The organism is Streptomyces aurantiacus JA 4570 (assembly GCF_000414115.1).
Taxonomy (GTDB): domain Bacteria; phylum Actinomycetota; class Actinomycetes; order Streptomycetales; family Streptomycetaceae; genus Streptomyces; species Streptomyces aurantiacus_A.
In genome coordinates this window covers 45,243-67,068 of record NZ_AOPZ01000422.1, presented here as the reverse complement: position 1 = coordinate 67,068, position 21,826 = coordinate 45,243, and the positions used below count along the sequence as shown (strand labels likewise).

Annotated in this window: 24 protein-coding genes; 14 read left to right on the top strand and 10 right to left on the bottom strand. The window is 68.2% G+C overall.

The features are described from left to right. Positions 1-102: 102 nt before the first annotated feature. The 7 genes from STRAU_RS32920 to STRAU_RS42630 all read right to left on the bottom strand — a co-directional run bounded on the left by STRAU_RS32920 (position 103) and on the right by STRAU_RS42630 (position 5,576). On the bottom strand, positions 103-327 hold the full coding sequence (locus STRAU_RS32920) for a hypothetical protein (protein WP_037663473.1): 225 nt from the start codon (positions 325-327) through the stop codon (positions 103-105). A 109-nt stretch (positions 328-436) separates the two neighbouring features. Further along, positions 437-802, bottom strand: a complete 366-nt coding sequence (locus tag STRAU_RS32915) for a cupin domain-containing protein (RefSeq protein WP_016644745.1) — start codon at positions 800-802, stop codon at positions 437-439. Positions 803-964: 162 nt separating this feature from the next. After that, entirely contained in the window at positions 965-3,118 is a 2,154-nt protein-coding gene (locus tag STRAU_RS32910; protein WP_106968123.1) for a DNA methyltransferase, read from the bottom strand. Continuing rightward, positions 3,106-3,876 (bottom strand): hypothetical protein, encoded by a 771-nt coding sequence (locus tag STRAU_RS32905; RefSeq protein WP_037663471.1) that lies wholly within the window; start codon positions 3,874-3,876, stop codon positions 3,106-3,108. Before STRAU_RS32905 ends, STRAU_RS32910 begins: the two co-directional genes overlap by 13 nt. Positions 3,877-4,086: 210 nt before the next feature. Continuing rightward, positions 4,087-4,326 carry a chaplin gene (locus STRAU_RS32900; protein WP_037663470.1) on the bottom strand — a complete coding sequence of 80 codons (240 nt, stop codon included), beginning with the start codon at positions 4,324-4,326 and terminating at the stop codon, positions 4,087-4,089. Positions 4,327-4,494: 168 nt separating this feature from the next. Next, positions 4,495-4,869 (bottom strand): hypothetical protein, encoded by a 375-nt coding sequence (locus STRAU_RS32895; RefSeq protein ID WP_037663468.1) that lies wholly within the window; start codon positions 4,867-4,869, stop codon positions 4,495-4,497. Between the two features lie 524 nt (positions 4,870-5,393). After that, entirely contained in the window at positions 5,394-5,576 is a 183-nt protein-coding gene (locus STRAU_RS42630; protein WP_016644740.1) for a hypothetical protein, read from the bottom strand. A gap of 475 nt (positions 5,577-6,051) precedes the next feature. Here STRAU_RS42630 and STRAU_RS32890 point away from each other — a divergent pair, with 475 nt between their 5' ends. Continuing rightward, positions 6,052-7,053, top strand: a complete 1,002-nt coding sequence (locus STRAU_RS32890; RefSeq protein ID WP_016644739.1) for a helix-turn-helix transcriptional regulator — start codon at positions 6,052-6,054, stop codon at positions 7,051-7,053. Between the two features lie 134 nt (positions 7,054-7,187). Then, positions 7,188-8,042, top strand: coding sequence for a GNAT family N-acetyltransferase (locus tag STRAU_RS32885; protein WP_016644738.1), 855 nt, complete (start codon positions 7,188-7,190; stop codon positions 8,040-8,042). A 106-nt stretch (positions 8,043-8,148) separates the two neighbouring features. Here the strand turns inward: STRAU_RS32885 and STRAU_RS32880 are convergent, their stop codons facing one another. Further along, positions 8,149-8,577, bottom strand: a complete 429-nt coding sequence (locus tag STRAU_RS32880) for a hypothetical protein (RefSeq protein WP_037663467.1) — start codon at positions 8,575-8,577, stop codon at positions 8,149-8,151. A 208-nt stretch (positions 8,578-8,785) separates the two neighbouring features. On the opposite strand from STRAU_RS32880, the gene STRAU_RS32875 reads away from it, so the two are divergent. From STRAU_RS32875 to STRAU_RS32850, 6 genes are all read left to right on the top strand, one after another. After that, positions 8,786-9,271: a hypothetical protein gene (locus STRAU_RS32875; RefSeq protein WP_016644736.1), complete on the top strand. Its 486-nt coding sequence runs from the start codon at positions 8,786-8,788 to the stop codon at positions 9,269-9,271. Positions 9,272-9,451: 180 nt separating this feature from the next. Beyond that, the gene (locus STRAU_RS41935; RefSeq protein WP_158692183.1) at positions 9,452-10,264 is read left to right on the top strand and encodes a hypothetical protein; all 813 of its coding nucleotides are present in this window, start codon (positions 9,452-9,454) and stop codon (positions 10,262-10,264) included. Continuing rightward, complete coding sequence (locus STRAU_RS32865) at positions 10,261-11,067, top strand: zinc finger domain-containing protein (protein WP_016644734.1); 807 nt, start codon at positions 10,261-10,263, stop codon at positions 11,065-11,067. The genes STRAU_RS41935 and STRAU_RS32865 overlap by 4 nt, the downstream gene beginning before the upstream one ends. Further along, complete coding sequence (locus STRAU_RS32860; protein WP_016644732.1) at positions 11,064-11,390, top strand: hypothetical protein; 327 nt, start codon at positions 11,064-11,066, stop codon at positions 11,388-11,390. The genes STRAU_RS32865 and STRAU_RS32860 overlap by 4 nt, the downstream gene beginning before the upstream one ends. Then, positions 11,387-11,731 carry a hypothetical protein gene (locus tag STRAU_RS32855; protein ID WP_016644733.1) on the top strand — a complete coding sequence of 115 codons (345 nt, stop codon included), beginning with the start codon at positions 11,387-11,389 and terminating at the stop codon, positions 11,729-11,731. Before STRAU_RS32860 ends, STRAU_RS32855 begins: the two co-directional genes overlap by 4 nt. After that, positions 11,728-12,516 carry a hypothetical protein gene (locus tag STRAU_RS32850; protein WP_016644731.1) on the top strand — a complete coding sequence of 263 codons (789 nt, stop codon included), beginning with the start codon at positions 11,728-11,730 and terminating at the stop codon, positions 12,514-12,516. Before STRAU_RS32855 ends, STRAU_RS32850 begins: the two co-directional genes overlap by 4 nt. Positions 12,517-12,589: 73 nt before the next feature. On the opposite strand, the gene STRAU_RS32845 is transcribed toward STRAU_RS32850, so the two are convergent. Together STRAU_RS32845 and STRAU_RS40925 are read right to left on the bottom strand one after the other, a co-directional pair. Continuing rightward, complete coding sequence (locus STRAU_RS32845; protein WP_052029385.1) at positions 12,590-13,963, bottom strand: ATP-binding protein; 1,374 nt, start codon at positions 13,961-13,963, stop codon at positions 12,590-12,592. A 58-nt stretch (positions 13,964-14,021) separates the two neighbouring features. Continuing rightward, positions 14,022-14,927 (bottom strand): SRA domain-containing endonuclease, encoded by a 906-nt coding sequence (locus STRAU_RS40925; RefSeq protein ID WP_259300045.1) that lies wholly within the window; start codon positions 14,925-14,927, stop codon positions 14,022-14,024. 318 nt (positions 14,928-15,245) lie between these two features. Between STRAU_RS40925 and STRAU_RS39365 the strand changes: the two genes are divergently transcribed. From STRAU_RS39365 to STRAU_RS32820, 6 genes are all read left to right on the top strand, one after another. Continuing rightward, on the top strand, positions 15,246-15,692 hold the full coding sequence (locus tag STRAU_RS39365; RefSeq protein WP_016644729.1) for a helix-turn-helix domain-containing protein: 447 nt from the start codon (positions 15,246-15,248) through the stop codon (positions 15,690-15,692). Further along, positions 15,692-16,924, top strand: coding sequence for a PBSX family phage terminase large subunit (locus tag STRAU_RS32835; protein WP_037663464.1), 1,233 nt, complete (start codon positions 15,692-15,694; stop codon positions 16,922-16,924). The genes STRAU_RS39365 and STRAU_RS32835 overlap by 1 nt, the downstream gene beginning before the upstream one ends. Before the next feature lie 44 nt (positions 16,925-16,968). Then, positions 16,969-17,412: an HNH endonuclease signature motif containing protein gene (locus STRAU_RS32830; RefSeq protein WP_016644727.1), complete on the top strand. Its 444-nt coding sequence runs from the start codon at positions 16,969-16,971 to the stop codon at positions 17,410-17,412. Continuing rightward, the gene (locus STRAU_RS32825) at positions 17,399-18,877 is read left to right on the top strand and encodes a phage portal protein (RefSeq protein WP_037663461.1); all 1,479 of its coding nucleotides are present in this window, start codon (positions 17,399-17,401) and stop codon (positions 18,875-18,877) included. Before STRAU_RS32830 ends, STRAU_RS32825 begins: the two co-directional genes overlap by 14 nt. 360 nt (positions 18,878-19,237) lie before the next feature. Then, the gene (locus tag STRAU_RS42625) at positions 19,238-19,567 is read left to right on the top strand and encodes a hypothetical protein (protein WP_158692182.1); all 330 of its coding nucleotides are present in this window, start codon (positions 19,238-19,240) and stop codon (positions 19,565-19,567) included. Between the two features lie 25 nt (positions 19,568-19,592). Next, positions 19,593-21,824, top strand: a complete 2,232-nt coding sequence (locus tag STRAU_RS32820; protein ID WP_037663458.1) for a phage minor capsid protein — start codon at positions 19,593-19,595, stop codon at positions 21,822-21,824. Positions 21,825-21,826 lie beyond the last annotated feature (2 nt).

The following is a 21,826-nucleotide window of genomic DNA, read 5'->3' as shown; positions in this document are numbered from 1 at the left end:
GAATCCGGTAGCGCTGTTCGACCCGTCCCGCTCGTCGGCCCAGGTCCCAAATGCGGCGTGCCCACCGGGACCCGCGGCGGATCCGGCCCCATCGGGTGGCAGTCATGGAGGGGGCTCCGGGCCCCAGCGGTGCGGGCCGGCCTCGCGCCAGTCGATCAGTTCCGGATCGTCGATCGTCGTATCCGCCTCGGGCAGGCCCGCGCGGCGCAGGAACTCGATCACGTCGAGCAGGTTGTAGGCGATTCCCACAGGCTCGCCGCGGACCGTCACCCGCCGTCCGCCGTCCGGCAGCGGCGGGTGCACGATGACGGGCGCACCTCTGGGCATATATCCAGGATCGTCCGGCCCGACCGTTCGCGCATCCGGACAGTCCGTCGCGGGGCCGTCGCCGGGCGATCGCGGGCGTCGTCGGGCGTCGCCGGGCGTCGCCGGGCGGCTAACCCTCCGCCGGCTTCGCGTACTCCTGCGCCATGCCTCCCGCGAAGTCGTACACGACGACCGGTTCCTCACCCACGACCCAGGCATCGTGTCCGGGCGGGCACACGAACACATCGCCCGGCCCGACTTCGACCTCGCCGCCGTCGTCCATGCGGATGTGCATCCGTCCCTCGACGACGTAGCCGTTGTGGTGGATCTGGCAGCTCTCGGTTCCCGCGAGCGGTGCCACGGACTCGGACCAGCGCCAGCCGGGCTCGAAGGTGCCCACGGCGAAGTCCAGCCCGGTGAGATGGACGGCTTCGAGGTGGCCGCGGGGGAAATCGCGGCGCTCGTCCGGCTTTTCGACAGCCTTGACCTCGATCATGACGACTTCCTCCGTTCTGGCCTCGCCCGTACTTTCGGGGCCGGTCGTCTGCTTTCGGGGCCGGTCGTCGTCGCCTCGCTGTCCACGGCGGACGCCAGCGACAGCCGACCCCCACCACTCCATCGTCCGCCTGTCCACCTGGCGCCGCCACTCGGGTGAGCCTCAGCTGTCGCAGTCGCCGTCGCTGCCGCTGTCTCCGTCTCCGTCTCCGTCTCCGTCTCTGTCTCTGTCCGAACCGGACCCGAGCAGCGTCTCGATGCTTTCCGTCGCCAAAGAGTCCACGAGTGTGGCCACTGACTCATCCAGGTCTGCGCCCGTGGAAGCGAGGTGGGCCAGCAGCGCCCCACGGACAACTGACCTGACGTCGCCTGCCCCCACATCGATGTGGGCGTCCAGCAGGTCCGTCAGCTCCTTTGTGGCGGTCGCCAGGGCTTCCTCCACCGAAGAATGCGGATTCGTCGCTCCGTCCACGACCCGGCGGCACACCACGACGCTGTCGAGATTGGAGGGTTCACGGGCTCCGGCCTTGACGACACTGGTCGTCATCTCGCCCTTCACCGGTTGGACGGCCATCACGGCCCAGCCAGAGCGGCGGAGCGACTCGACGACCTGCACCCACCCACTGATCCGGGCTTGGTGGAACGTGAAGGCCAGCAGACCGCCCGGCTTCAAGACCCGCGCCGACTCGGTCCACACGGCCTCGATCGCCTTCCCGAACTCCACCGGGTCGGCATGCTGGACCTCGCCCGATCGACGGGTCGTCGCCGCGTCGGAGTACCCGGTGTACGGCCGCATGTTCTGGAGCCAGGCGTGGAAGAAGTCCGCGAGCTCGGCGTAGTGGACGTTGTCCATGTAAGGCGGATCGGTGACGACCAGGTCGACCGACCCGTCCGGGATGTCCGTCTCCGCCGAGTTCCTGGTGGCGACGTAGGCCGCCTGCCCTTGGATCGCGGCGAAGGACTTCCACGAGTCCGCGATGCTCGCGCCCACCGGCTTTGACACCCCGGAGATCCGCTCGACCCCCGCGCCCCGGTCAATGAGGTCGGCAGGTTTCGTCTTGTACTCGTGGGCTCGGTGCAGGCGGCTCTTGTAGAGGGTGGAGAACGCGCCGGAGGACTGCGACGTACCCCAAGGATGCGCCTCCAGCGGAGTCCGCTCCGGCTTGAGGATGTGGTGGCTGAACATATGCCTGACGGCACCCGTCCCCTCGCCCTTGAACGAGGTGAACAGGTTGTTGAACTCAAGCGTTCCGGAGAACAGGGCACAAAGCGCTTCGCGTTCCGGTGCGGGCCCGGTCAGGTCACGGATCGCCGTCGCGATCAGCGACAGAGATACCAACTGACGTGCGTTGAAGAAGTCGCGCCACTCCCGGAAGTTCCACTTCAGGGCCTGGTCGGTGTTGTTGCCGGGAGCGAGCTGTCCGCGTGGAAGCACGGCGGACTGCGGAAGACCCGCGAGCGCTTCGACGCACTCGTCGTAGAGCCCACGGTCCCATTCGGTGATGGCTTCGTAGCTTTTCGACCCGTCCGGGTTGGCCACCATCTTGGCGTACATCTCGTATCCCGGCCGCGCCCCGTCGAGGGCGCCGAGAATCTTGAAGCTGTGACCGTTCCCGCATGTCGCCCATTGGCCCCGCGCCGCACCGTGCTGCGTGACCCTGTGGCCCTTCGGACATGTCTCGGCAACGAAGTCGTACCGGCTCTCCCAGACCGAGAGACAATCGGGACAGACAATCTGCGCCTTGGGCACTCGCTTCGGGTACGCGTTCTTGGAGAACACCGGCGAGCCGAACAAGCGAACTGCTTCGGAGCACTCGGGACAGTCGACGGTCGCGACCCAGAAGTAATAGAGAACAGTCCTCCCGTCCTCTGTGCGGTGGAGTCGGTCGACCTCTGCCCGACATGCCGACTCGACCTCTTTGTAGGCCGCTTCAAGGGCGCCGAGGTCCCACGGCTGAACAGCTTGACGCTGCACGAGCGTCGCCACCGGGTTGATGTCGAAACAGACGGCCTTGGCCCCGAGTTTGAGGGCCTCCACGCCGGTCACACCCGAGCCTGAGAAAGGGTCGAGCACAACGGCTCCCGCCAGATCGAGCGACGATCCGTAGGCCCCCACGGCGTCGGCTCCCTCAGGCGTCGCCGCCGACGTAATGATCCCCCGGAAGACGGTGCCGAGGCGCTTCGCCCACCACTTGTGGGTGCTGGTGGCCGGGCGGTGGACTTCCTTGCGCCAGGACTCCTTCGTGCCGACCTCGCTGAGCATCGCCGCCGGAAAGTCCGACTCCAGGCTGGTGCGCGGCGGCACTACGACTGCCACGGCCCACCTCCCGCGAGGGAAACCGGCTTGGAGTCGCCCGCGCCACGCGAACGATAGGCCCGGAAGCTGTGCACCTTGCCGAAATGGGGATTCGGCGCGTGGTGCGTCACCATCTCATTGGTCTGGAGGTTGAATTCGTACGACACGATGACCTCGTCGACCTCGGTCCGATCGAGCTCCCCCACCTGGACAAGGGCGTCCGACTGCGGCTCGAATTCAGCGGGCACGATCAGGGTCGCGAGCCCGGCGGTTCCGGAAGCCAGCGCGAACGGCGTCGGCACGACGTACATCTTGCGATCGCGGACCAGGATGTCGCCGTACGAGCCGAAGCCACGGAACGACTTGTTCTTGTGGACGTATTCGCTGTCGGCATTGAGGAAACTGCCGTGGCAGACCACCAGGTCCACGACCGGGTACTCGTCGACGCCGCGCTCCGCCTTCGGGTAGCGGCCGAACACATAGAAGACCTCACGCCCGCCGTGGTCACCGGTGGGCACCTGGGAGTTCGAGTCGTAGTCCGCCTCGCGGCCGGGAAATTCCAGACCTTTGACCTCATACCCCTCGGGGTGATGGATGAGCCGGAAGTCCGGATAGGTGTTCCGCCCAGGATCGTCGTACGAAAGCCCGCATGCCTCTATACGATCCTGCACCCAGTTCTGGAAGTGATACTCCTTGTCACTGGCGGACACGCGCCGAATCAAGTCACCGTCCGCCCGAGCGCGCTCACACTCCAGAAACACCTGCTCAACCGCGCTCACTGCCACCCTCTGTCACTCTCTATAGCTCAGCGTCCACCAGGACCGCCGCCCCCGGCGGTCCACCCGGACCGCCGGGGGCGGCGACGATGCCCCGAGGCTACAGAACAAGCGCCCATGCATGGCCCCGCGTCGGCAGAACCCGCTGAGGGCCTCGGGTGGCGACCGTTCTCGGCCGGCCCCCGAACCGGCAGCAGCGCCGGATTTGCCTGGTCAGTCGTTGACGCAGGTGTTGCCGAAGGCCGGGTTGAGCAGACCGACGATGTTGATGGTGTTGCCGCAGGCGTTGACCGGAATGTGAACCGGGACCTGAATGGTGTTGCCCGAGATCACGCCCGGCGAGTTCAGGGCCGCGCCCTGGGCGCCGGAGTCGGCGGAGGCAATGCCGGCCGCACCCATGACGAGCGCGCCGGTGCCCAGCGCCACCGCCGTCGTCTTCTTCATTGCGGACATTTTTCGTTCTCCTTGCATGAGTCCCGACAGGACGGCGCCCGGCGAGCCACATCTGGCATCACGCACACGGAGCAACGCCGCCGGGCACCTGAACTGATCAACGCCCTGCCGGGCACTCGGACACGCCGGCTCCCCCAGTTGCCGACTACCCGGATGCGGTCGGACGGGTCAGCCTGGCTTGCAGTCGGTGGGCCGGACGCTCTGCACCGCGTCCAGCTTGTTGCGCCACTCCCAGTTGGGGCTCCGGTCGCCCGTCCAGATCGTCCGGTAGAGGCAATCACCGGGCCCGACCCAGTCAAGGGCGTAAACAGTGACGTCGGCGTTCGACTCGAAGGAGGCGGCATTGTTGTGCAGCGGCGCCGGTACGTCGGCGTAGCCCGGCGGGCGGTAACACCAGCTCGCCCCGGCGTAGCCAGGTTCGGTGTGGAAGCAGACCTCTCCTACTCCGCGTTCCAGGGTGCGGGTGCCTTCGGCGGACGCCGGGGTGGCCGATAGGAAACCTGCGGCAAGGACGATGGCGAGGGCGGCGGCTCGACGAGACATGTCGGTGGATCCCCCAGACGTGGTGGCTGGCACTCGTGCACGCCAACCCTCCCCAGCCGCCCTCGCAGCCAAGCACCCTGCCACCCGCAGCGGTGACTAGTCACACCGCAGCCTTCGCAGAAGTCTGCCCCTGCAACAACAGCGACCGGGTCCGGCGATCGGCCCAGAGGGGCGGCGATCGGCCGTTCCGCCCTCGATGGGGCCGGGCATGAAAAAACCCCAGGTCACGGCGAGTGAGTCCTGGGGTTAATCCGAGCCGCCTTCGGGATTCGAACCCGAGACCTACGCATTACGAGCTCAAGATCGAAGGTGACTCGGGGGTTCAGGTCCTGACGCTGCATGACGGTCCGTGCAGGTCAGAGGACCCAAGGCGTTCACCGTGTACCAAGGCATGTCGGCCGATCCGAGGCAGTACGGGCACGCATTGGGCACGCACCGCCAGCCGTTCAACCTGAGCGGCAGAAGGGCCGCGCGGAACGTTCCGCGCGGCCCTTTCGGCTGCACTGGCAGTACCGAGGGCGCCGTTACCGCTGTGTGGAGGGTTGTTGTGCGGCAGGGCCGCCAAGGCCATTGAGCGCGAGTGCGAGAGCTTCGGCGCCGTGGGGGGTGATGTGCCGGTCGTCCATCGCGATGGTGAGGTCTTCAGCGGTTGCCCGTACGACGGCGGGTGCGCCGTCGTCGAGGCGGGTTCGAATTACGTTGATCACGTTCGCCCCCCTTGCGCGGTGCGCCTCGGTGGAGGGGCGTGCGCGTTCCTGGCGTGCTGGATGCTGTGTGGCGGCCGCTCAGCCCCACGAGGTGTCGCCGCTGACCTGCGGGGCGCCGCCGGCGGTCTGGGGGGTGGTGGCGCTTGCGGCCGGATCTACCGCGGGACCGGGCGAGCCCCAAGAGGTGTCAGTGGGAGTACCCCAAGAGGTGTCGGCACGGACGCTGTGGCTCGGTTGGTCGTGAGTGGTGAGGCCGAGTCCCGTTGCAAGTGCAGCGGCGAGCAGGAGGGGCGCGAGGAGCTTACGGAATCTGTGGGTGCGGACCATGCTGGGGTACCCCCTTGACTTGACTGTGCCGATCGAACAATCGTGCGGCATATGCGTCTACGAAGGGTTACGCTCCATGTTCGATGGGTCAACATTCAAGTGAACCGCGAGGTAAAACGCGGAAGTTCAAGAACGCGAAGGCTCAAAGATGGACAACCCGGTCACCACATCGGTAGCACGTGCCTTTCACGACTCCCTCACGCTTTCGGAGAGCGAACGGGAGCTGTACCGGCGCATCGCCGGCGGCGAGTTCGTGCACGAGCGGACTCCCGAGCTCGACCGCCTGCTCGGCCTGGGTCTGGTCATCCGCGAGCCGCTGCAAGACGGCCGCTACCTTCCGGTGCCCACGGGGCGTATCGCGCGGCGCCTGCTCGCGACCGAAAGTGACGTGCTTGAGCAGTCGGTTGCCCGCCTCGCCGAGATTCCGGCGCTGGTGGCCGATCTGCGATCGATGAACCCTCGCGAGGCGCCGCAGGGCGATGCGGTCGTGCAGTGGCTTGATGGCGTGGACGCCGTCAACGAGGCGATAGCCACGGCTGCGGACGCGGCTACCACCGAGATCCTGGCCGCGCAGCCGGGCGAGCGCCCGCGCAAGGTGCTGGAGAAGTCGATGTTCCGCGACGCCGACGCGTTGCGGCGCGGCGTGGCGATGCGGACGCTGTACCACGTGAGCGCACGCAGCAATCCGGCTGTGCGGCAGCGGGTCGACGTGATGTCTCCAGTCGGCGGTCAGTACCGGACCCGCAGTGCGATGTTTCAGCGGTGCGTGGTCATTGACCGGCGCTGGGCTGTTGTGGGCGATCACGCCGAGGGCCGGCCCCCTGCCGATGGCGCGTACGTCTTCCGGTCACCGGCTATCAGCGCCTTCATCGCGGATGCGTTCGACTTGGAATGGACGCGCGCGGAGGAGTGGTACGCCGATGGTGGCGAGGGCGACACCGTGACGACGCCGATTCAGCGCACGATCCTGCGCGAGCTGCACAGCGGGCAGGATCAGCAGCAGGTCGCCAAGCTTCTCGGCTACAGCACCAAGACCGTGAACACGCACTTGCGACGCCTGTGCACGCGGCTGGAGTTGAAGACGGTGTATCAGCTCATGGCCTGGTGGGGGTCGTCGGCCGCGAGCGCCGAGCGCGAGCTCGACGACTAGTGTCCTGCGCCGCCAGCGCGTTGAAGAAGTCCAGCGGGGTGTCGGCGGCGAAGCCCCTTTGAGGGCAGATGTGTTCGCGCCTGTCCCAGCGGAAATCCACGGGCGCACGCTGACAGCTCGCGGGATCATGAGACATGAGTCCGGATGACTGGCACCTCACCGAACACCTCGACGACTTCCTCGCTCGCGCCGGAGACTTCCTGTGCTCGCGGCCTGCCCTGCACACCGTCCCGCTGACGGTGACCGAGACACTGCGTACGCACGGGGCGGACGCATACGGTGCCGACGCCCCCATCTTCGGCCTGCTGGAGCGGGCGGGCGAGGTCTGCGCGGCCTTCTTCCGTACCCCGCCCCGCCCCCTGACACCCACTCCCCTCACCCCCGGAGAGGCCGACAGCCTCGCCGCCCACCTAGCCTGCCTCGGCCACGCCCTTCCCAGCATCAACGCGGACCGCGACACCGCCAGCTTCTTCGCCGAGGCTTGGCAGCGACACACGGGCGCGATACCGACGCTGCACGAGCGGAAGCGTCTGTACCGCCTGGGCACGCTCACGCCACCGGAGCCGTTCCCTGAGGGCCGGGGGCGCATCGCGGACGAGGAGGACCGCGAGCAACTCATGCTCTGGCACCGCGAGTTCGTCACCGACATCGGGGGAACCCCCTCTGCGGACAACAGCTCATGGGCAGACACACGCATCGCCGACGAACGCGTCACGCTCTGGGAAACCCCCGACGGCACACCCGTCTCCATGGCGGGCAGGACCCCCATGGTCGCGGGCCAGATCCGGATCGCTCCCGTCTACACCCCGGCACACCTGCGCGGCCGCGGTTACGCGGGCGCCGCGACAGTCGAGGTGAGCCGGACCGCGCTAGCCGCCGGCGCCGCGGAGGTCCTGCTGTTCGCGGACCTGGCCAACCCCACCAGCAACGGCCTCTATCAGCGGATTGGGTACCGCCCGGTCGCCGACTTCGCGGTGTACGACTTCTAGTGCGCCGCTCCGGAGAGCCGGCGAAGAAGTCCAGAGGGCCCCGTAGCGGGCAGCGCAGCGAGCACATCTTCGCTGGCCCTCTTCAGCGAACTTCCAGCACAGGACACTAGGAGCCGCGGGGCGTCTCGTCCGGTGCAGGGCCCTCCCCGGACGCGAAGCGCTTCAGCAGCTCCCCCACCTTCGGCATGTCCTCCGCGGAAAGCCCCGGGACGTGCGCGACGACGACCGTGGCCTCTGAAGTCGAAGCGTTGAGCGGGTCGTCCGCGACCAGGCCGACGTATTCCTCGGCGACAGCGATCTGCACCTTCCGCAGCGGGAGGCCCAGGCCCGCGGCAAAGGCGCGTACGACCTTCCGCTCAATCCTGATCGGCTGCCCCTGGGCCACCTTCCACACCGTCGACGGCGAGAGGGCATGCCCGGTTTCGGGGTCTACCGCGCCCTCGGCCCACTTCCGGAAGGTCATCCCCTTGGGCCTGAGCGCCTCGCGCACAAGATCGGCAAAGGGAGTTCCGGCGCCTTCCTCCGGCTCCTTCACGTTCCCTCTCCTGTTCTCGTAGAGAAACACAAACGCTGCCATCTAAGCAGTCATCACCCCGACTGAACACCCCTCCAAGCTCGTTGACGTGCGCATCCCGGACACTTACGGTTGACCGCATTCGAGAACAGAAACAGACGTATTGCCTGCACCGCGGCTGTCTACGCCTGTAGCTGTTCGAGTTCTCGCACACATGGAAGGGGGAGCCATGGCCGACCGGGTGCCGCAGATCACGCCGCCCGACGCCGACGAATGGCCAGAGCCGACGCCCGAGCAGCTCGACCTCGTCCGCCGAGCCCTCGCCCCCGCACATTCACCGCGCCCGCGCCGAGCAGGCCAAGCGGCCGAAGGCAGCATGAGGAGAGATCAGCACGTGAGCGACGTTGAGTTCATCGGACCGCCGCCCCAGCACAAGAACACCAAGCACGCACGCATCGCTGCCGAGCTGCGGCAAAAGCCCCACGTGTGGGGCGTGGTGCGCAAGCCGGCATCGATCAGCCGCGCATCTTCCGCGGCGCAAGCCATCAAGACCGGCCGCCTGGCCGCGTACGAGCCGGCGGGGTCGTTCGAGGCCGTCGCCTGCACGGTCGGCGAGGGCAAGAACAAAGAGCACCTCGTCTACGCCCGGTACGTCGGGGGACATGAGGTAACCGCCGGCGGGCCAAAGGCAGTCGCCGCCGACGCCGCGCAGTGAGCTACGGGCCCACCGTTCCTCTGCTGTGCGGGCATTGGGATGACACCGCCAGCCGCCGATGCAACGCCATCGGCGTACGTCGCTACCTAACCGGCTATCGCTGCCCCCTGCATACCCCCGCTGCTCTCGCCGGACATCCCGAGACGCCCGGGGCACCAACACCAGTGAGGAGACGGGTCGTTGAGCCGCGCCGCGACGGATTGGGTGTGGGACCACGCCACCGCCCGAGGCACCGCTCGCACGGTGCTGCTCGCCATAGCTGACAAGGCGAACACGGACGCCGTCGCCTACGCCGGTACCGCGATGCTCGTGCAGCGCACCCGTGCGGCCCGCTCGACCGTGCGCGACGCTGTCGACGCGCTGCTCGACTCGGGCGAGCTCGCCGTCGTCCAGGGTGTCACGGGGCCCCGCGGAGAAACGGTTTACCACCTACCGCTCGTCGCAGACCACACGCGCACAGACGGGGCCGAAAAACGGTCCGGGCCGGATTCTGGCCCGGACCGAGGACCGGCCCCCTGGGGGCCGGAATCCGGTACGGAAGAGGGCTGGAATCCAGCCCGAGGGGGAGCGGGAACCGGCCCCCAGAACAAGAAGAACAGGAAGGAACGAGAAGCACAGCAGCAGCCGCGCGCGAACGCTCCTGCCTGCTCCCTGCTGATTTCCGAACTGCACCCCCTCGGCGCCGCCCTCGCCTCCGCTGGCGTCGCCGTCCGCTGGTCCCTCGGACTCGGCGAGCAGCGCGACGTCTGGCGTCTTGTCCAGCAGCACGGCGTCGAGGCCCTCGTCGAGCTCGCCGCCCGGCGCACCCAACCCGGTACCGAGCCGAAACCGGCCCGCTACTGGATGCGCGTGTGGGGCGACCTCAACCGCGCACCGTCCGCCCACCCCGGCTCCAACGTCGTGGCGCTGCGCTCCCCGGGCCCCGCCGCCTACACCGACAACCTCGCCGCCGGCCTCGCCCTGCTGAAAGCCCAGAAGGAGGGCACCTCATGATCGACGAACACATCGCCGCCCTACTCGCCTACGCCGGCCGCCTCGACTCCCGCGTGCGCCGCGCCCTCGCCGACCCGCAGCAGTCTGCCCGCACCATCGCCGATTGGACGACCGTCCTCGCCGACGTGCCCGCGACCCTGACGGACACCGGTTGGGACGCCTCGCAGGCTGTGCGCCGCTACTACGAGCAGCGCGGCGGCGACCGCTCGGCGCAGTTCCGCGCGGTCGAGCCACACGACGTGCTCGCCGCATGGGCGCCCCACCGCGCCGAGCTCATGAACCGGCACACCGACCCCGTACCGGCCGCCGACCCCGACGACCCGGAAGCGTGGCGCGAGGAACTGCTCGGCACCCGGGCCGCGGTCGCCCACGGGCACACCCCGCCCGCGCAGTACCGCGCGGTGATCGATCCCGCAGGGCAGAAACGTCTCGCCGTCCTCATGGCCCAAGGCGACCACGGCCCCCGCCGCTACCTGCCCGAGCACGTCGCCGCCGAGCTCGCGCCGTTCCGCCCCGCCCAGGCCCGGCGTGAGGCACTCGTCGCAGAGGGACTGCCCGACCCACTCGGCGCCAAGTGCCCGCACTGCCGCGCCGAGACCGGCAAACGCTGCCGCAGCGGCTACCGCCGACACCGCGAGATCAGCGGCGTGCACCCCTCTCGCATCGAGGTCGTCGTCGCCCAACTCGGCGACCAGGACGACCAGGACGACGCCGAGCAGGTCCGCCTCGCCCGCCTTATGTGCCAGCCCCCCACCCCGCGCGAACGCCGCGCCCGCCACACCTCCGGAGGCACCCACCGATGACCCCGGCCGCAGCGCGCGCCACGATCGCCGCCCACCTCACCGACGAACTCGACGTGCCACCACACCTCGCCACGCTCACCGCCGCATCCCTCGCCGACCGCCTCGCCATCGAGGGATGGGAGATCACCAGCACCACGCAGCCACGACCGGTCGCGCCTCGCGCGCGGGAGACCTCGCGCGCTCGGCGCCTCGCCGCCCACCTGACCCGCCGTGCCCGCGCGGACCGCTCAGGACTCCGACGACCGCACGCGTCCGGCACCCGCGGCGCGTGCCCGCCGCACTGCGCCACCTGCACCGCACTGAACGAGGGGGACGCACGATGAACACCCACGCCCGTACCGATTCCCGCCGCGGACGCCGCGAGCAGCGCGACAGCCAGCGGGAGGCCCGACGTGCCCGCTTGCACGTCCTGCTCACCCGGGCCGATCGGGGCGTGCTCACCGCGGAGGAAGCCGCTCGACTGCGCGCAGACGTCGAGGCCGAGGTCGCCGAGTGCGACACCTACCGCCGTAGTGCCGGCGGACAGCAGGCAGCAGCCATGCGCTTGCTGCGCCGGGTCGAGGCCGCCGAGCAGTGCATCGCCGAGACCGAGGTCGAGCGCGACGAGTACGCCGCCAAGGCCGAGGACCTGCGCGGCCACACGGCTATGGCGGGGCGCCGATGAGCTACGCCACCGCCGTACACGAGACCGTCGCCGCCCTGCGCACCATCCGTGAGCAGTGGGGCGAGTTGCTGCTGGCCATCGAGACCCCGCCCGCGGACGTGTGGCCGCCGCGGCAGCTCGCGCACACCCTGCGCACCGCAGGTGACGAGCAGCTCGATGTCGTCGACCGTGACCCGCTCGTGCTGCGCGAGCACCCCGCCCCGCTGAACGTGGATGCGCTCGACACCGGCCTCGCTATTGAACGCGCCGTGTTCGCCCTCGCCGACACCCTCGCCGCCGGCGTCCAGCACGCCGAGCACGGCGACCCGCGCCGGTGGGAGTTCCAGAACCCGGGCGCAGCAGGCGCGCGGAGCGCGGCAGGGTCGCGGGCACACGGGGTGCACTTCGCGTGCGTGTGGGTCGAGGGCCGTGTGCGTGACGAGGACACCGGACCCGAGCGGCAGCTCGACGGCGCCCTCGGCGCGCCGCCGTTCGCTCCCCTGCCGCCGCATCTGCTGCACGAGGCGCGGCGTACGGCACGGGTCGCGGAGGGTCGACTGCTGCGGACGCTCGGCCTCGACCCACGCAGCACGCCCCTACCGGGTCGAGCATGTCCGTGGTGCGCCGGCGAGCTCGAACTGCACACCGGCCCCCAGCAACCTCCGACTGTGACCTGTTCGACCGGGCCCGATTGCACCGCGACAGTGGGCCTCGACGAGCACGGTCGGCGCAACTGGCCCTGGCCTGACCTGCTGCGCCTCCTCGCCGCTCTCGACACGGGGTATCACCAGGGAACCAACATCTGAGCAACTTGAGTGGCTGAGCGGTAGATGCCCACGAGCTAGTGACGGACTTCTATCGCTGTCCGCTCTGGCCTCGCTATTTCCGGCGGATCTGATATGCGTAACCGCGACCTGCCGTTCCAGGCTTGTGCTCAATTTCCTTCGCCTTAATTAGGCTTTCGAAGATTTTTTTCATTTTGCTCTCACTATCAACACCCGTCATTTTACGAGCCTGCTCGTTGCGAATGGAGTCATTCGACTTTAGGAAGTCGACCACCTGCTGAGCGGGCGACGCGAGGCTCTCGTGCCGAACCACCACTAGGACAGCGTTGTCCGTCTCGCTGATTTCGGGTGATTTAAGATTCAGCTTCTTCATGGACTCGAACGCAGTATTGAGCCCTTCGCCGACATCTTTATTCGGGGGGTTCGGAAATCGGTTCAGGTGGCGGACCAAGTAGGGGTTCCGACTGAGCCGCTCGTCCAGAATGTTATCTACGGTGATATGCCCAGGGAGGCGCCCCGGGCTTTGAATTTCGATCCTATTCTCGAAGATCCGAACGTGCACGTCGTCCGTGATGGAGTAATCACGGTGCAGGACAGCATTAGTGATGATCTCGTGGAGAGCTTCATGCGGATACCGCACGCTGCGCAGGCCGTCTTCATCGAGGAAGGCGGCAGCAGCTACGATATCAACGGTTCGATCAACAGCGTCGTAGATCTGCTTGTACAGAGGACCTTCGATCGTGGCCGGATCTTCAACGAGGCGATCGCGAGATTGCTCCTCGCTACTGTACCGATAGATCTTGATCCCACACCGCTTAGGAAGGCATGCCTGCGGCTCGTCCGCGAACAGCAACGCAGCTGCCACAATAGGCTTCCCGGCCACGGTGAGGTGCTGCTTGTGGAGGTACGTTTCCGGCTCTCCGACCGGGACGGCCGTAAGGAGGTACTCGATGATCGCCTCAGAGTTGGTGACGACCCTCAGGTCGATCGGCAGCGTCTCGGTCTCGAAGGACTCGATTCCCTTCTGGCGGCGGAGGGCAAGCACTTGCTCATCCGACACAACCGGAACGTTCTGCGCACCAAGACGCTTGTAGATCTTCCCGTCCGGGGCCCTCCTGATGACGCGAGACTTACGGGAATTAACATGCAGGACGAATCCACTCTCGCCTTCGACACTGAGGAACTCCCCATCGATGTCTGTACCGAATGGAGAGACCTCCTCCAGTACGTGCACAAGCTGATTTGCGTCTTCAGGATCCGGGAATCCGTCCCACGTGAAGCTTCCACCGGCAGACGACTCAGAAACCCCGATGTACAAGTCGCCACCGTCTGCGTTACAGAACGCAGAGACCGCCTTCGCAACCTTGGCTGGAGCAATCCTCCGATCCTTGAAATCAAGGAAATGCCCCTCGTGCTGGCTGAGTAGACGCTGCTTCTCGTCCAGCGAGATGTTTACCGCGTCGAACACCGATCCCCCTCTTTGGCAAATTCCCCTGAATTGCCGATTCGTTACCCTGGTGGCCCACTCAACCAGAGGAGCTTACGTAGTTGTCTCCATCCGGCCAGATCACAGAAATTTGCACATCGCCGCACAAGTTAATCAAATCCTGCCTTGGCCTTGACGGAACAAGCAGTTCAAGCGATGGGCGGGGATTAATATGTCGGCGATAGTCGAAGAGTTGTCCGATCGCTGTCCGCACAGCCTCTCTCGTCACCGACCCTTTAGCCTCAATCAAGACATTTTCGGTCGCATCAAAGATGTCCGTATACAGTGGCTTGAGCTCGCCCGGGGGAGTAATCCGCTGCCGCACAATCTTGTGGCCCAGCAACCGAAGATGTTCTGCATAGGCGAGGGCTAGCGCCGCTTCTCGACGCTCGGCCTCATACGGCTCTCGTGCCGGGTCTACGAGAGATCGCTCTGTGTGCTGCTGTTCAACATCCACTTCGTCCACTCGCAGTTCAGGCGGCGGCGTGTATGGCAACTGCACCCCTTCCCGGGGTGCGGCATCGATGGGCCGCAAGCGGAACATGATCACGCTTCGAACCGGCCCATCGCCCGTTTCTGGAGCGTCAGTTAGGTACCACGGACGCTCGGCAGGCAGGGTGAACTGTCCCAGGTACTGACACACGCCAGACGAGACTCCGCGGAAGAGGCGCAGAGCACGGCCGTCCCGCTCGTGATTGAAGATCGCAAGGTTCCCTTGCGTCATCTTCTGGTCGCCCACCTGCCCCTCACCTGCGTAGTGGTAGCAACCGTCATCTCCCCATCCGTCGAAGTAGCCATGCCTGTGCCCCTTGGCCGGATCAGTGAACAGCAGGACGTTCGGCGTGACACGCGACGGTCCGATCCCCCCTTGTCTGCGCCCGCCGTACTCCTCATGGATCGCCACCCGTTTGAGCTGCTCTCCGACCTCGATGTTCCAATCCGTCACGCGCAAGCCTCCGAAAATTTTAGGGCAGATTCCGACCCTAAATATGGAGGCTACCGCCCATCGCGGCGCGGGGTCCACCACTTTGCGCGCCGAAACCCTGAGCCAAGGGGGTTTGCCCCAGCGGTACGCCTGCCCCCGGGTCAGCGAACCGCCCCGCCAGCACGAGAGGCGCGACCCCACGGTTGCGCCGTTATTGTTTCGTGACCTAATGTTGGGGGCGCCTCCGGCGTGCCCGGAATCAGGCCCCTCCTCTCGCCCCGCCGCGCTCCCCCCTCCTGCGGCGGGGCCTTTGCATGTCCGCCCGCGGGAGGTGATCTCGTGGCCGAGCCGATCACCGACCGCGACCGCACCCGGGTCCGGGAACTGCACAGTCAAGGCAAGACCCGTAACGCCATCGCCCGCGCCATCGGCCGCAGCCCGTCGAGCGTCTCGAAGATCGCAGCCGACCTCGGCCTCGCCTTCGCCGGTGGCGCCCGCGTCGCCGCTGCGACCGAGGCACACCGGGCCGATGCCGCCGCACGGCGCGAGCAGCTCGCCGACGACGCCCTCGACGGCGCCCTCGGCCAGGTCGAGCGCACTACGGCCGCGGACAGCGCACGCGATGCCCGCGACCACGCCACCGCTGCCCGCGCTCTGACCGAAGTACACGCTCGCGTCGCCGAACTCGCCCGCCAGAGCGGGACCGGCAGCAAGGGCACCGCGATGCTCGACCGCCTCGCCGACGCCCTGATCGGTCCGGCCGGAGGTGACCGCGAGGGGGAGTGATGTCCGCCCCTCTCCCCCTGTCCGACAAACAGCTCGACTCCATCCGCCAGGCCCGCGCGCGCATCAACATCTGGCACGGCTCGGTTCGCTCCGGCAAGACCATCGCGAGCCTGTTGTGCTTCGTGCTGCTCATCCGCCGCGCGCCCGCAACGGGCCTGATCGTCATCTGCGGGCGCAGCCTGCAAACGATCGAGCGGAACATCATCGAGCCGTTGCAGGATCCCGCCCTGTTCGGGGACGTCGCCGACGAGGTGCGCCACACCCGCGGTGCGACCACAGCGGTCATCATGGGGCGCGTCGTCCATCTGATCGGCGCGAGCGACGCACGGGCCGAGGGGCGGCTGCGCGGCCTGACGGCCGCGCTCGCCTACGTCGACGAGATCACCCTGCTGCCGGAGCCGTTCTTCGTGCAGTTGCTCGCCCGTCTTTCCGTGCCCGGCGCCAAGCTGCTCGGCACCACGAATCCGGACTCGCCGCGGCATTGGCTGCGCACGGACTACCTCGACCGCGCGAACGAACTCGACCTCGCCGCCTGGCACTTCAAGCTCGCCGACAACCCGTCACTGTCACCGGCCTATGTCGCGTCACTGACCGCGGAGTACACAGGTCTTTGGCGCCGCCGCATGATCGACGGGGCGTGGGTCGTGGCCGAGGGCGCGATCTACGACATGTACGACGAGGCCCGGCACGTCGTTGACGAACTGCCCACCGTGACCCGGCACTGGGTGGGTGTTGACCACGGCACGTCGAACCCCTTCGCCGCCGTACTGCTCGGCCTGGGCGACGACAACCGGCTGTACGTCGTGGCCGAGTGGCGCCACGAGGCGCGCAAGGTGCACCGACAGATGACCGACGCGCAATACTCCGCCGGCCTACGCGCGTGGCTGGCCGACCTCGGCGTCGAGCCGGAGTGGACGTTCGTGGACCCCAGCGCCGCCGCCTTCTCCGTGCAGCTCTGGCACGACGGGCACCCCGGCATCGCCAAGGCCAGCAACGCCGTCATCGACGGGATCTGCTCGACCGCGACCGCCCTCGACTCCGGTCTGCTGCGCATCCACCGCTCATGCACGGGCCTGCTCGACGAGCTGCCCGGCTACGTGTGGTCCGAGGAGGCCGCCGAGCGCGGCGAGGACAAGCCCGTCAAGCGCGACGACCACAGCCTCGACGCCCTGCGCTACGTGGTGCACAGCACTGCCCAGGAGTGGCGTCCCCTGCTGCCGCAGGCCGCCTGACGCCGGCGCACCGGCGCCCGATCTGAGATAGCCGCGGGGGGGCCGTGCCGGACCTGTGGACCGACCGATTCCTCGCCCGCCTCATCGGCACCGACAGCGGATGCTGGCAGTGGACCGGCCATATAGCCGCCAACGGCTACGGGCAGTTCTGGCTCGACGGCCGTACCCAGTACGCGCACCGCGTCGCGTACACCGCTGTCCGCGGGCTGATACCGGCTGAGCTCGAACTCGACCACCTGTGCCGCAACCGGGCGTGCGCCAATCCCGACCACCTCGAAGCGGTCCCGCACCGCACCAACGTCCTGCGCGGCGTCGGATTCTGCGCCCACAAGGCACGACAGACGCACTGCATTCACGGCCACGCATTCACCACGGCCAACACCTACCGCGACCCCGCCAACGGCACCCGCAAGTGCCGCACCTGCCGGGCCGCCGCACGTGCCCGCTCACGACACCGACGACGGGGGGTGCACCGTGCCGCTGCCTGACTCTGGCACCCCGTGGCCACCCCCTGAGTTCGCCGCCCAGCTCGCGGAAATGCGCATCAACGACGCGTGGTACACCGGCGACGCCCGCCGCCTGGCCCGCGTCTACACCCACCACCAGCGGCCCGCCGAGCGGCGCCGTCTGTGGGGCAGGAAGTCGGCCGAGCACCGCGTCGGCCGCAGGGACCACCGCTTGCACGTCCCACTCGCCGGCGACATCGCGAGCACCTCCGCCGACCTGCTGTTCGCGGACATGCCGACGATCACCGTCGGCGACACGGCGACTCAGGCCCGCCTCGACGAGCTGCTCGACGAGGGCCGCGCCCAACAGACGTTGCTCGGTGCCGCCGAGCAGGCCGCCGCCCTGTCCGGGGTGTTCCTGCGCGTCACCTGGGACCGCGAACTCGCCGACCGCCCGCTCATGACCGTCATGCAGCCCGACGCAGCGTTGCCCGAGTTCCGGTGGGGCATGCTGCGGGCCGTGAGCTTCTGGCGGGAGCTTCCCGGCAGCACCGACGCGACCGTGTGGCGCCACATCGAGCGGCACGAGCCGGGCCTCATCCTGCACGCCCTGTACGAGGGCACCGCCGACAACCTCGGCCGCGCCGTCCCCCTCACCGAGCACTACGAAACCGCGAGCCTGGCCGACTCCCTCGGCCAGGACGGCGTCAGCATCGCCACCGGCATCCGCGACCTCACCGCCGCGTACGTGCCGAACATGCTGCCCAACCGGCTGCACCGCGGCTTCGACATCGGCCGCAGCGACTACGCCGCCCCGATCTACGACCTGTTCGACGCGCTCGACGAGACATGGACCTCGTGGATGCGCGACATCCGCCTCGCCCGCGCCCGCCTGATCATCCCGGACGGGTACATGCGCGACGAAGGCCCCGGCAACGGCGCCTCGTTCGACGACGACCGCGAGGTCTGGCAGGCCCTGAAGATGCCGCCCAACGACGGCGCGAGCATCACCCTGGCCCAGTTCGCGATCCGGGTCGAGGAACACCGCGTCACGGCCGAGTCCCTGACCCGGCAGGCAGCCCAGGCCGCGGGGTACTCGCCGCAGTCGTTCGGCCTCGACGGCGAGGGCCAGGCCGTGACCGCGACCGAGGTCGACAGTCGCGACCAACGGAGCATGGTCACCACGCGCAAGAAGGCCGGGTACTGGCGTCACGGCATCGCCGACATGACGCACGTGCAATTGCAGCTTGATGCCGTCCAGTTCGGCCGCCGCATCACACCCGAGCGTCCACACGTGGAGTTCGGCGACGGAGTCACCGAGTCCGAGCAGGCCCGCGCGACCACACTCGACCTACTCAGCCGCGCAGGCGCCGTCTCCACGGGCACGAAGGTCAAGATCCTGCACCCCGACTGGGACGACACCGCAGTCAAAGCCGAGGTCTCCGCAATCCTCGCCGAAACCGGAGCAGCCGTGCCCGACCCCGTCGGAACTTTCCCGCACATCTAGCGTGCGTTCGGCTGTACTTTGCGCCACCCTGCGCCATCATCGTGAATGACGCTCGTCACTGGGGGGCTCCATGGAGTGGTGGCAGTGGATCATCAGCACCGTACCTGGAATGGCGATCTTGCTACTCACAGGGCGCCGTTCGGTGGTCCGTTGGATCGCACGCGAATCACTAGAAAGCCCGCGCAGCAGGTCTCAGGCCAATGTTGCGCTAGGTGACTCGTCGACCGGCATAAAATTCGGCGAAGTTTCCGGCACAGTTCGCATTCACCAATCGGGCAAGGAAAGTCACAGAGACGGCGCCCATGACCCATTACCCCCAAAGCCGGGTGGTTCAGCACGCGGCCAGGGCGGGGAACCAGAATGACCTCGCCGTCGGGCCCTCAGCCCCAGCCAGATGAAACAACTGGTAGCTCTGCGCCTACCGGTGAACAGCTTCCACAACCAGGACCGAACGGCGACCCAACCGCCGGGGCACTCATTGCCATCGACGCCCACTTCAAAATGATCTTCATCGTCGTCGTAGCCTTTACCGCGGCATTCTGGTTGGGCTACTACGGCTTGATTATTTTCGGCTCCGAGAGCGAGACAACAAAGAACGCCGCAGACACCCTCAAAACGGCGGCTAGCTCAGGTGTTGGCAGCATATTTGGGCTACTCGGTGGAGCCGCAACCGGACGTGGCGGCGCCTGAACCAGCATCATCAGGGGGTGAGCGGGTGCCGATTCACCCCGGCATGGTCGAACCCCTCGCCGAACGCGCCCGCGCCCTGTACGAGCAGGCAGAGCTACGGCTACTGGGCATCATTGCGCGCCAGTTGGCCGACGGCCTCGATGCTCCGGGGTGGGTCGAGCGAAAGCTCGCCGCCGTCCAGTCACTGCGCCGCGCCTCTCAGGGTGTAGTCGATGAGTTGGGCAAGGCCATGCAGCTCGGTGTGTTCGACGTGGTCGCCGAGGCGTACAACGTCGGGCACCGCGCCGCAGTCGCCGAGCTCGGCGCCCTGTCCGACGAGGCGCGCGCCCTGGTCGACGACGTCACGCCGAATGCACAGGCTGTGGACCGGCTCGCCGCCGAGACCATCGACCGCGTCACCTCGACACACCGCTCGATTCTGCGGGCCGTCGTCGACACCTTCCGCGCCATCGTCGCCGAGGTCACCGCCACGCCCCTGCTCGGCATCGGCACCCGCCGCCGGGCCACCCAGGACGCCATGCGCAGGTTCGCCGACGCGGGCATCCGCGCGTTCACCGACCGAGCCGGCCGCCGGTGGCAACTCACCTCCTATGCCGAGATGGCTGTCCGCACGAGCGTCGGCCGCGCGGCGACCGAGGCGCACATGCGGACCCTGTCCGACGCCGGTGTCGAGTTGGTCGTCGTGTCCGACGCGCCGCGCGAGTGCCCCCTGTGCCGACCCTGGGAAGGCCGCGTGTTGGCCATCGAGGGGCCGACCGGTGAGCGCACGGTCGAGGTCGAGCACGCCCTCAACGACGGCCGCATGATCCCCGTGCGCGTGGCCGGGACGCTCGACGAGGCCCGCCTCGCCGGATTTCAGCATCCCAACTGCCGCCACAGCGTCAGCGCCTACACCCCGGGCCTCACCCGCACTGAGGCCGCCGAGAGCGACCCCGCCGGGTACGAAGCCGGGCAGCGACAGCGCGCCATCGAGCGCCGCATCCGGCAGTACAAGCGGCGCGAGGCCGCCGCGATCACGCCCGAGGCGCAGCGCGCGGCCCGCCTCAAGGTCCGCCAGTGGCAGGGCGCCATGCGCGACCACCTCGCCGCGCACCCCGACCTTCGCCGTCTGCGCCACCGCGAGCAGCCCGGCGCATCGAACTTGCCGGAGCCGCGCCGCGAGGCCACGCCCGAGCAGGTGGACGCCGCCCGCCTCTGGTCAGGCGACGAGCGGACGCCGCGGGAGATGAGCGACGAGCAGCTCGCCGCCGCCGAAGGCTCCCGCCTGCTCGACGACCGGGCCCGCGCACGGGTGGAGGCCGAGGCCGACCGGCGCGACCTCGACGACCTGCTCGCCCGCATCCGCCTCGGCGGCAGGCTCGCCGGCGACCTGCTCGCGTTCAGCGACCACGAGCTCGCCACCGTCTTCGGACACCTCGACGACGGCGACACGCTACGGGTCATGGCGGAGATGGACCGGCGCGACGTCGCCGCCCGCCTTCCCGAGGCCCGCGCGGACCTGGTCGGCCTGTCCGAGGCGCAGCTCGCCGACCGTGCCCGCAACGTCGACGACGAGGCCGAGCGCTTGGCCATCGCCACCGAGGCCCACCGGCGCCGCCTGCTCGCCGACCTGTTCCCCGGCGGGCACCTGGCCGCTGATCTGTCCGGCGTCGGCGACGAGGTCCTCGGGTGGGCGCTTCGCTACACGCAGCCGCACGAGGCCGAGCGCATCGCCGCCGAGCTCGACCGCCGGTATCCTGCGGAGCTGCCCGAGCCGAGCAACGCGACCGGGCCCGAGGCACAGCTCGCCGACGCCCGTGCGATCGACGAGGCCCTCGCGCCGGCGCCCGGCGCCGCCGCGTGGGCCGTGGTCTTCTCTGACCCGCCCGACGACCCGTACGTGGGCATGACCGCCACCGAGCGTTGGATCGCCGAGCGGGAAGAAGCACAGCAATCGGCGCAGGCGGCATACACCCGGGCGGAGATACGGGAGTTGTACCGGGAGCACTGCTATCGGCAGTGGCTTGCTGCCGAGGACTGGTGTCGCGGGTACCTGCTCAATCGACGCGCCCAGGCGCAGGGGATCGACCCTGAGTCGTTGTTCTCGGGGCCGGCGCACGTCGCGTTTGCGCGGGCCTCGGAAGAGCTCAGACGGTATTGGTCCGAGGTCGAGCCGCGGCTCACCTTGGCCGAATACACTGAGAAGCTCACCGGGGTACGTACCGCTGAGGGCGACCGTGCACGGCGAAGCCTCGGCGATCAACAGAACCGATTTTGAGC

What these genes read in the sequence shown, in the direction of transcription:
- STRAU_RS32920 (WP_037663473.1), bottom strand. Translation starts at nt 327, where the DNA reads ATGCCCAGAGGTGCGCCCGTCATCGTGCACCCGCCGCTGCCGGACGGC.
- STRAU_RS32915 (WP_016644745.1), bottom strand. Translation starts at nt 802, where the DNA reads ATGATCGAGGTCAAGGCTGTCGAAAAGCCGGACGAGCGCCGCGATTTC.
- STRAU_RS32900 (WP_037663470.1), bottom strand. Translation starts at nt 4,326, where the DNA reads ATGTCCGCAATGAAGAAGACGACGGCGGTGGCGCTGGGCACCGGCGCG.
- STRAU_RS32895 (WP_037663468.1), bottom strand. Translation starts at nt 4,869, where the DNA reads ATGTCTCGTCGAGCCGCCGCCCTCGCCATCGTCCTTGCCGCAGGTTTC.
- STRAU_RS32890 (WP_016644739.1), top strand. Translation starts at nt 6,052, where the DNA reads ATGGACAACCCGGTCACCACATCGGTAGCACGTGCCTTTCACGACTCC.
- STRAU_RS32885 (WP_016644738.1), top strand. Translation starts at nt 7,188, where the DNA reads ATGAGTCCGGATGACTGGCACCTCACCGAACACCTCGACGACTTCCTC.
- STRAU_RS32875 (WP_016644736.1), top strand. Translation starts at nt 8,786, where the DNA reads ATGGCCGACCGGGTGCCGCAGATCACGCCGCCCGACGCCGACGAATGG.
- STRAU_RS32865 (WP_016644734.1), top strand. Translation starts at nt 10,261, where the DNA reads ATGATCGACGAACACATCGCCGCCCTACTCGCCTACGCCGGCCGCCTC.
- STRAU_RS32860 (WP_016644732.1), top strand. Translation starts at nt 11,064, where the DNA reads ATGACCCCGGCCGCAGCGCGCGCCACGATCGCCGCCCACCTCACCGAC.
- STRAU_RS32855 (WP_016644733.1), top strand. Translation starts at nt 11,387, where the DNA reads ATGAACACCCACGCCCGTACCGATTCCCGCCGCGGACGCCGCGAGCAG.
- STRAU_RS32850 (WP_016644731.1), top strand. Translation starts at nt 11,728, where the DNA reads ATGAGCTACGCCACCGCCGTACACGAGACCGTCGCCGCCCTGCGCACC.
- STRAU_RS32835 (WP_037663464.1), top strand. Translation starts at nt 15,692, where the DNA reads ATGTCCGCCCCTCTCCCCCTGTCCGACAAACAGCTCGACTCCATCCGC.
- STRAU_RS42625 (WP_158692182.1), top strand. Translation starts at nt 19,238, where the DNA reads ATGACCTCGCCGTCGGGCCCTCAGCCCCAGCCAGATGAAACAACTGGT.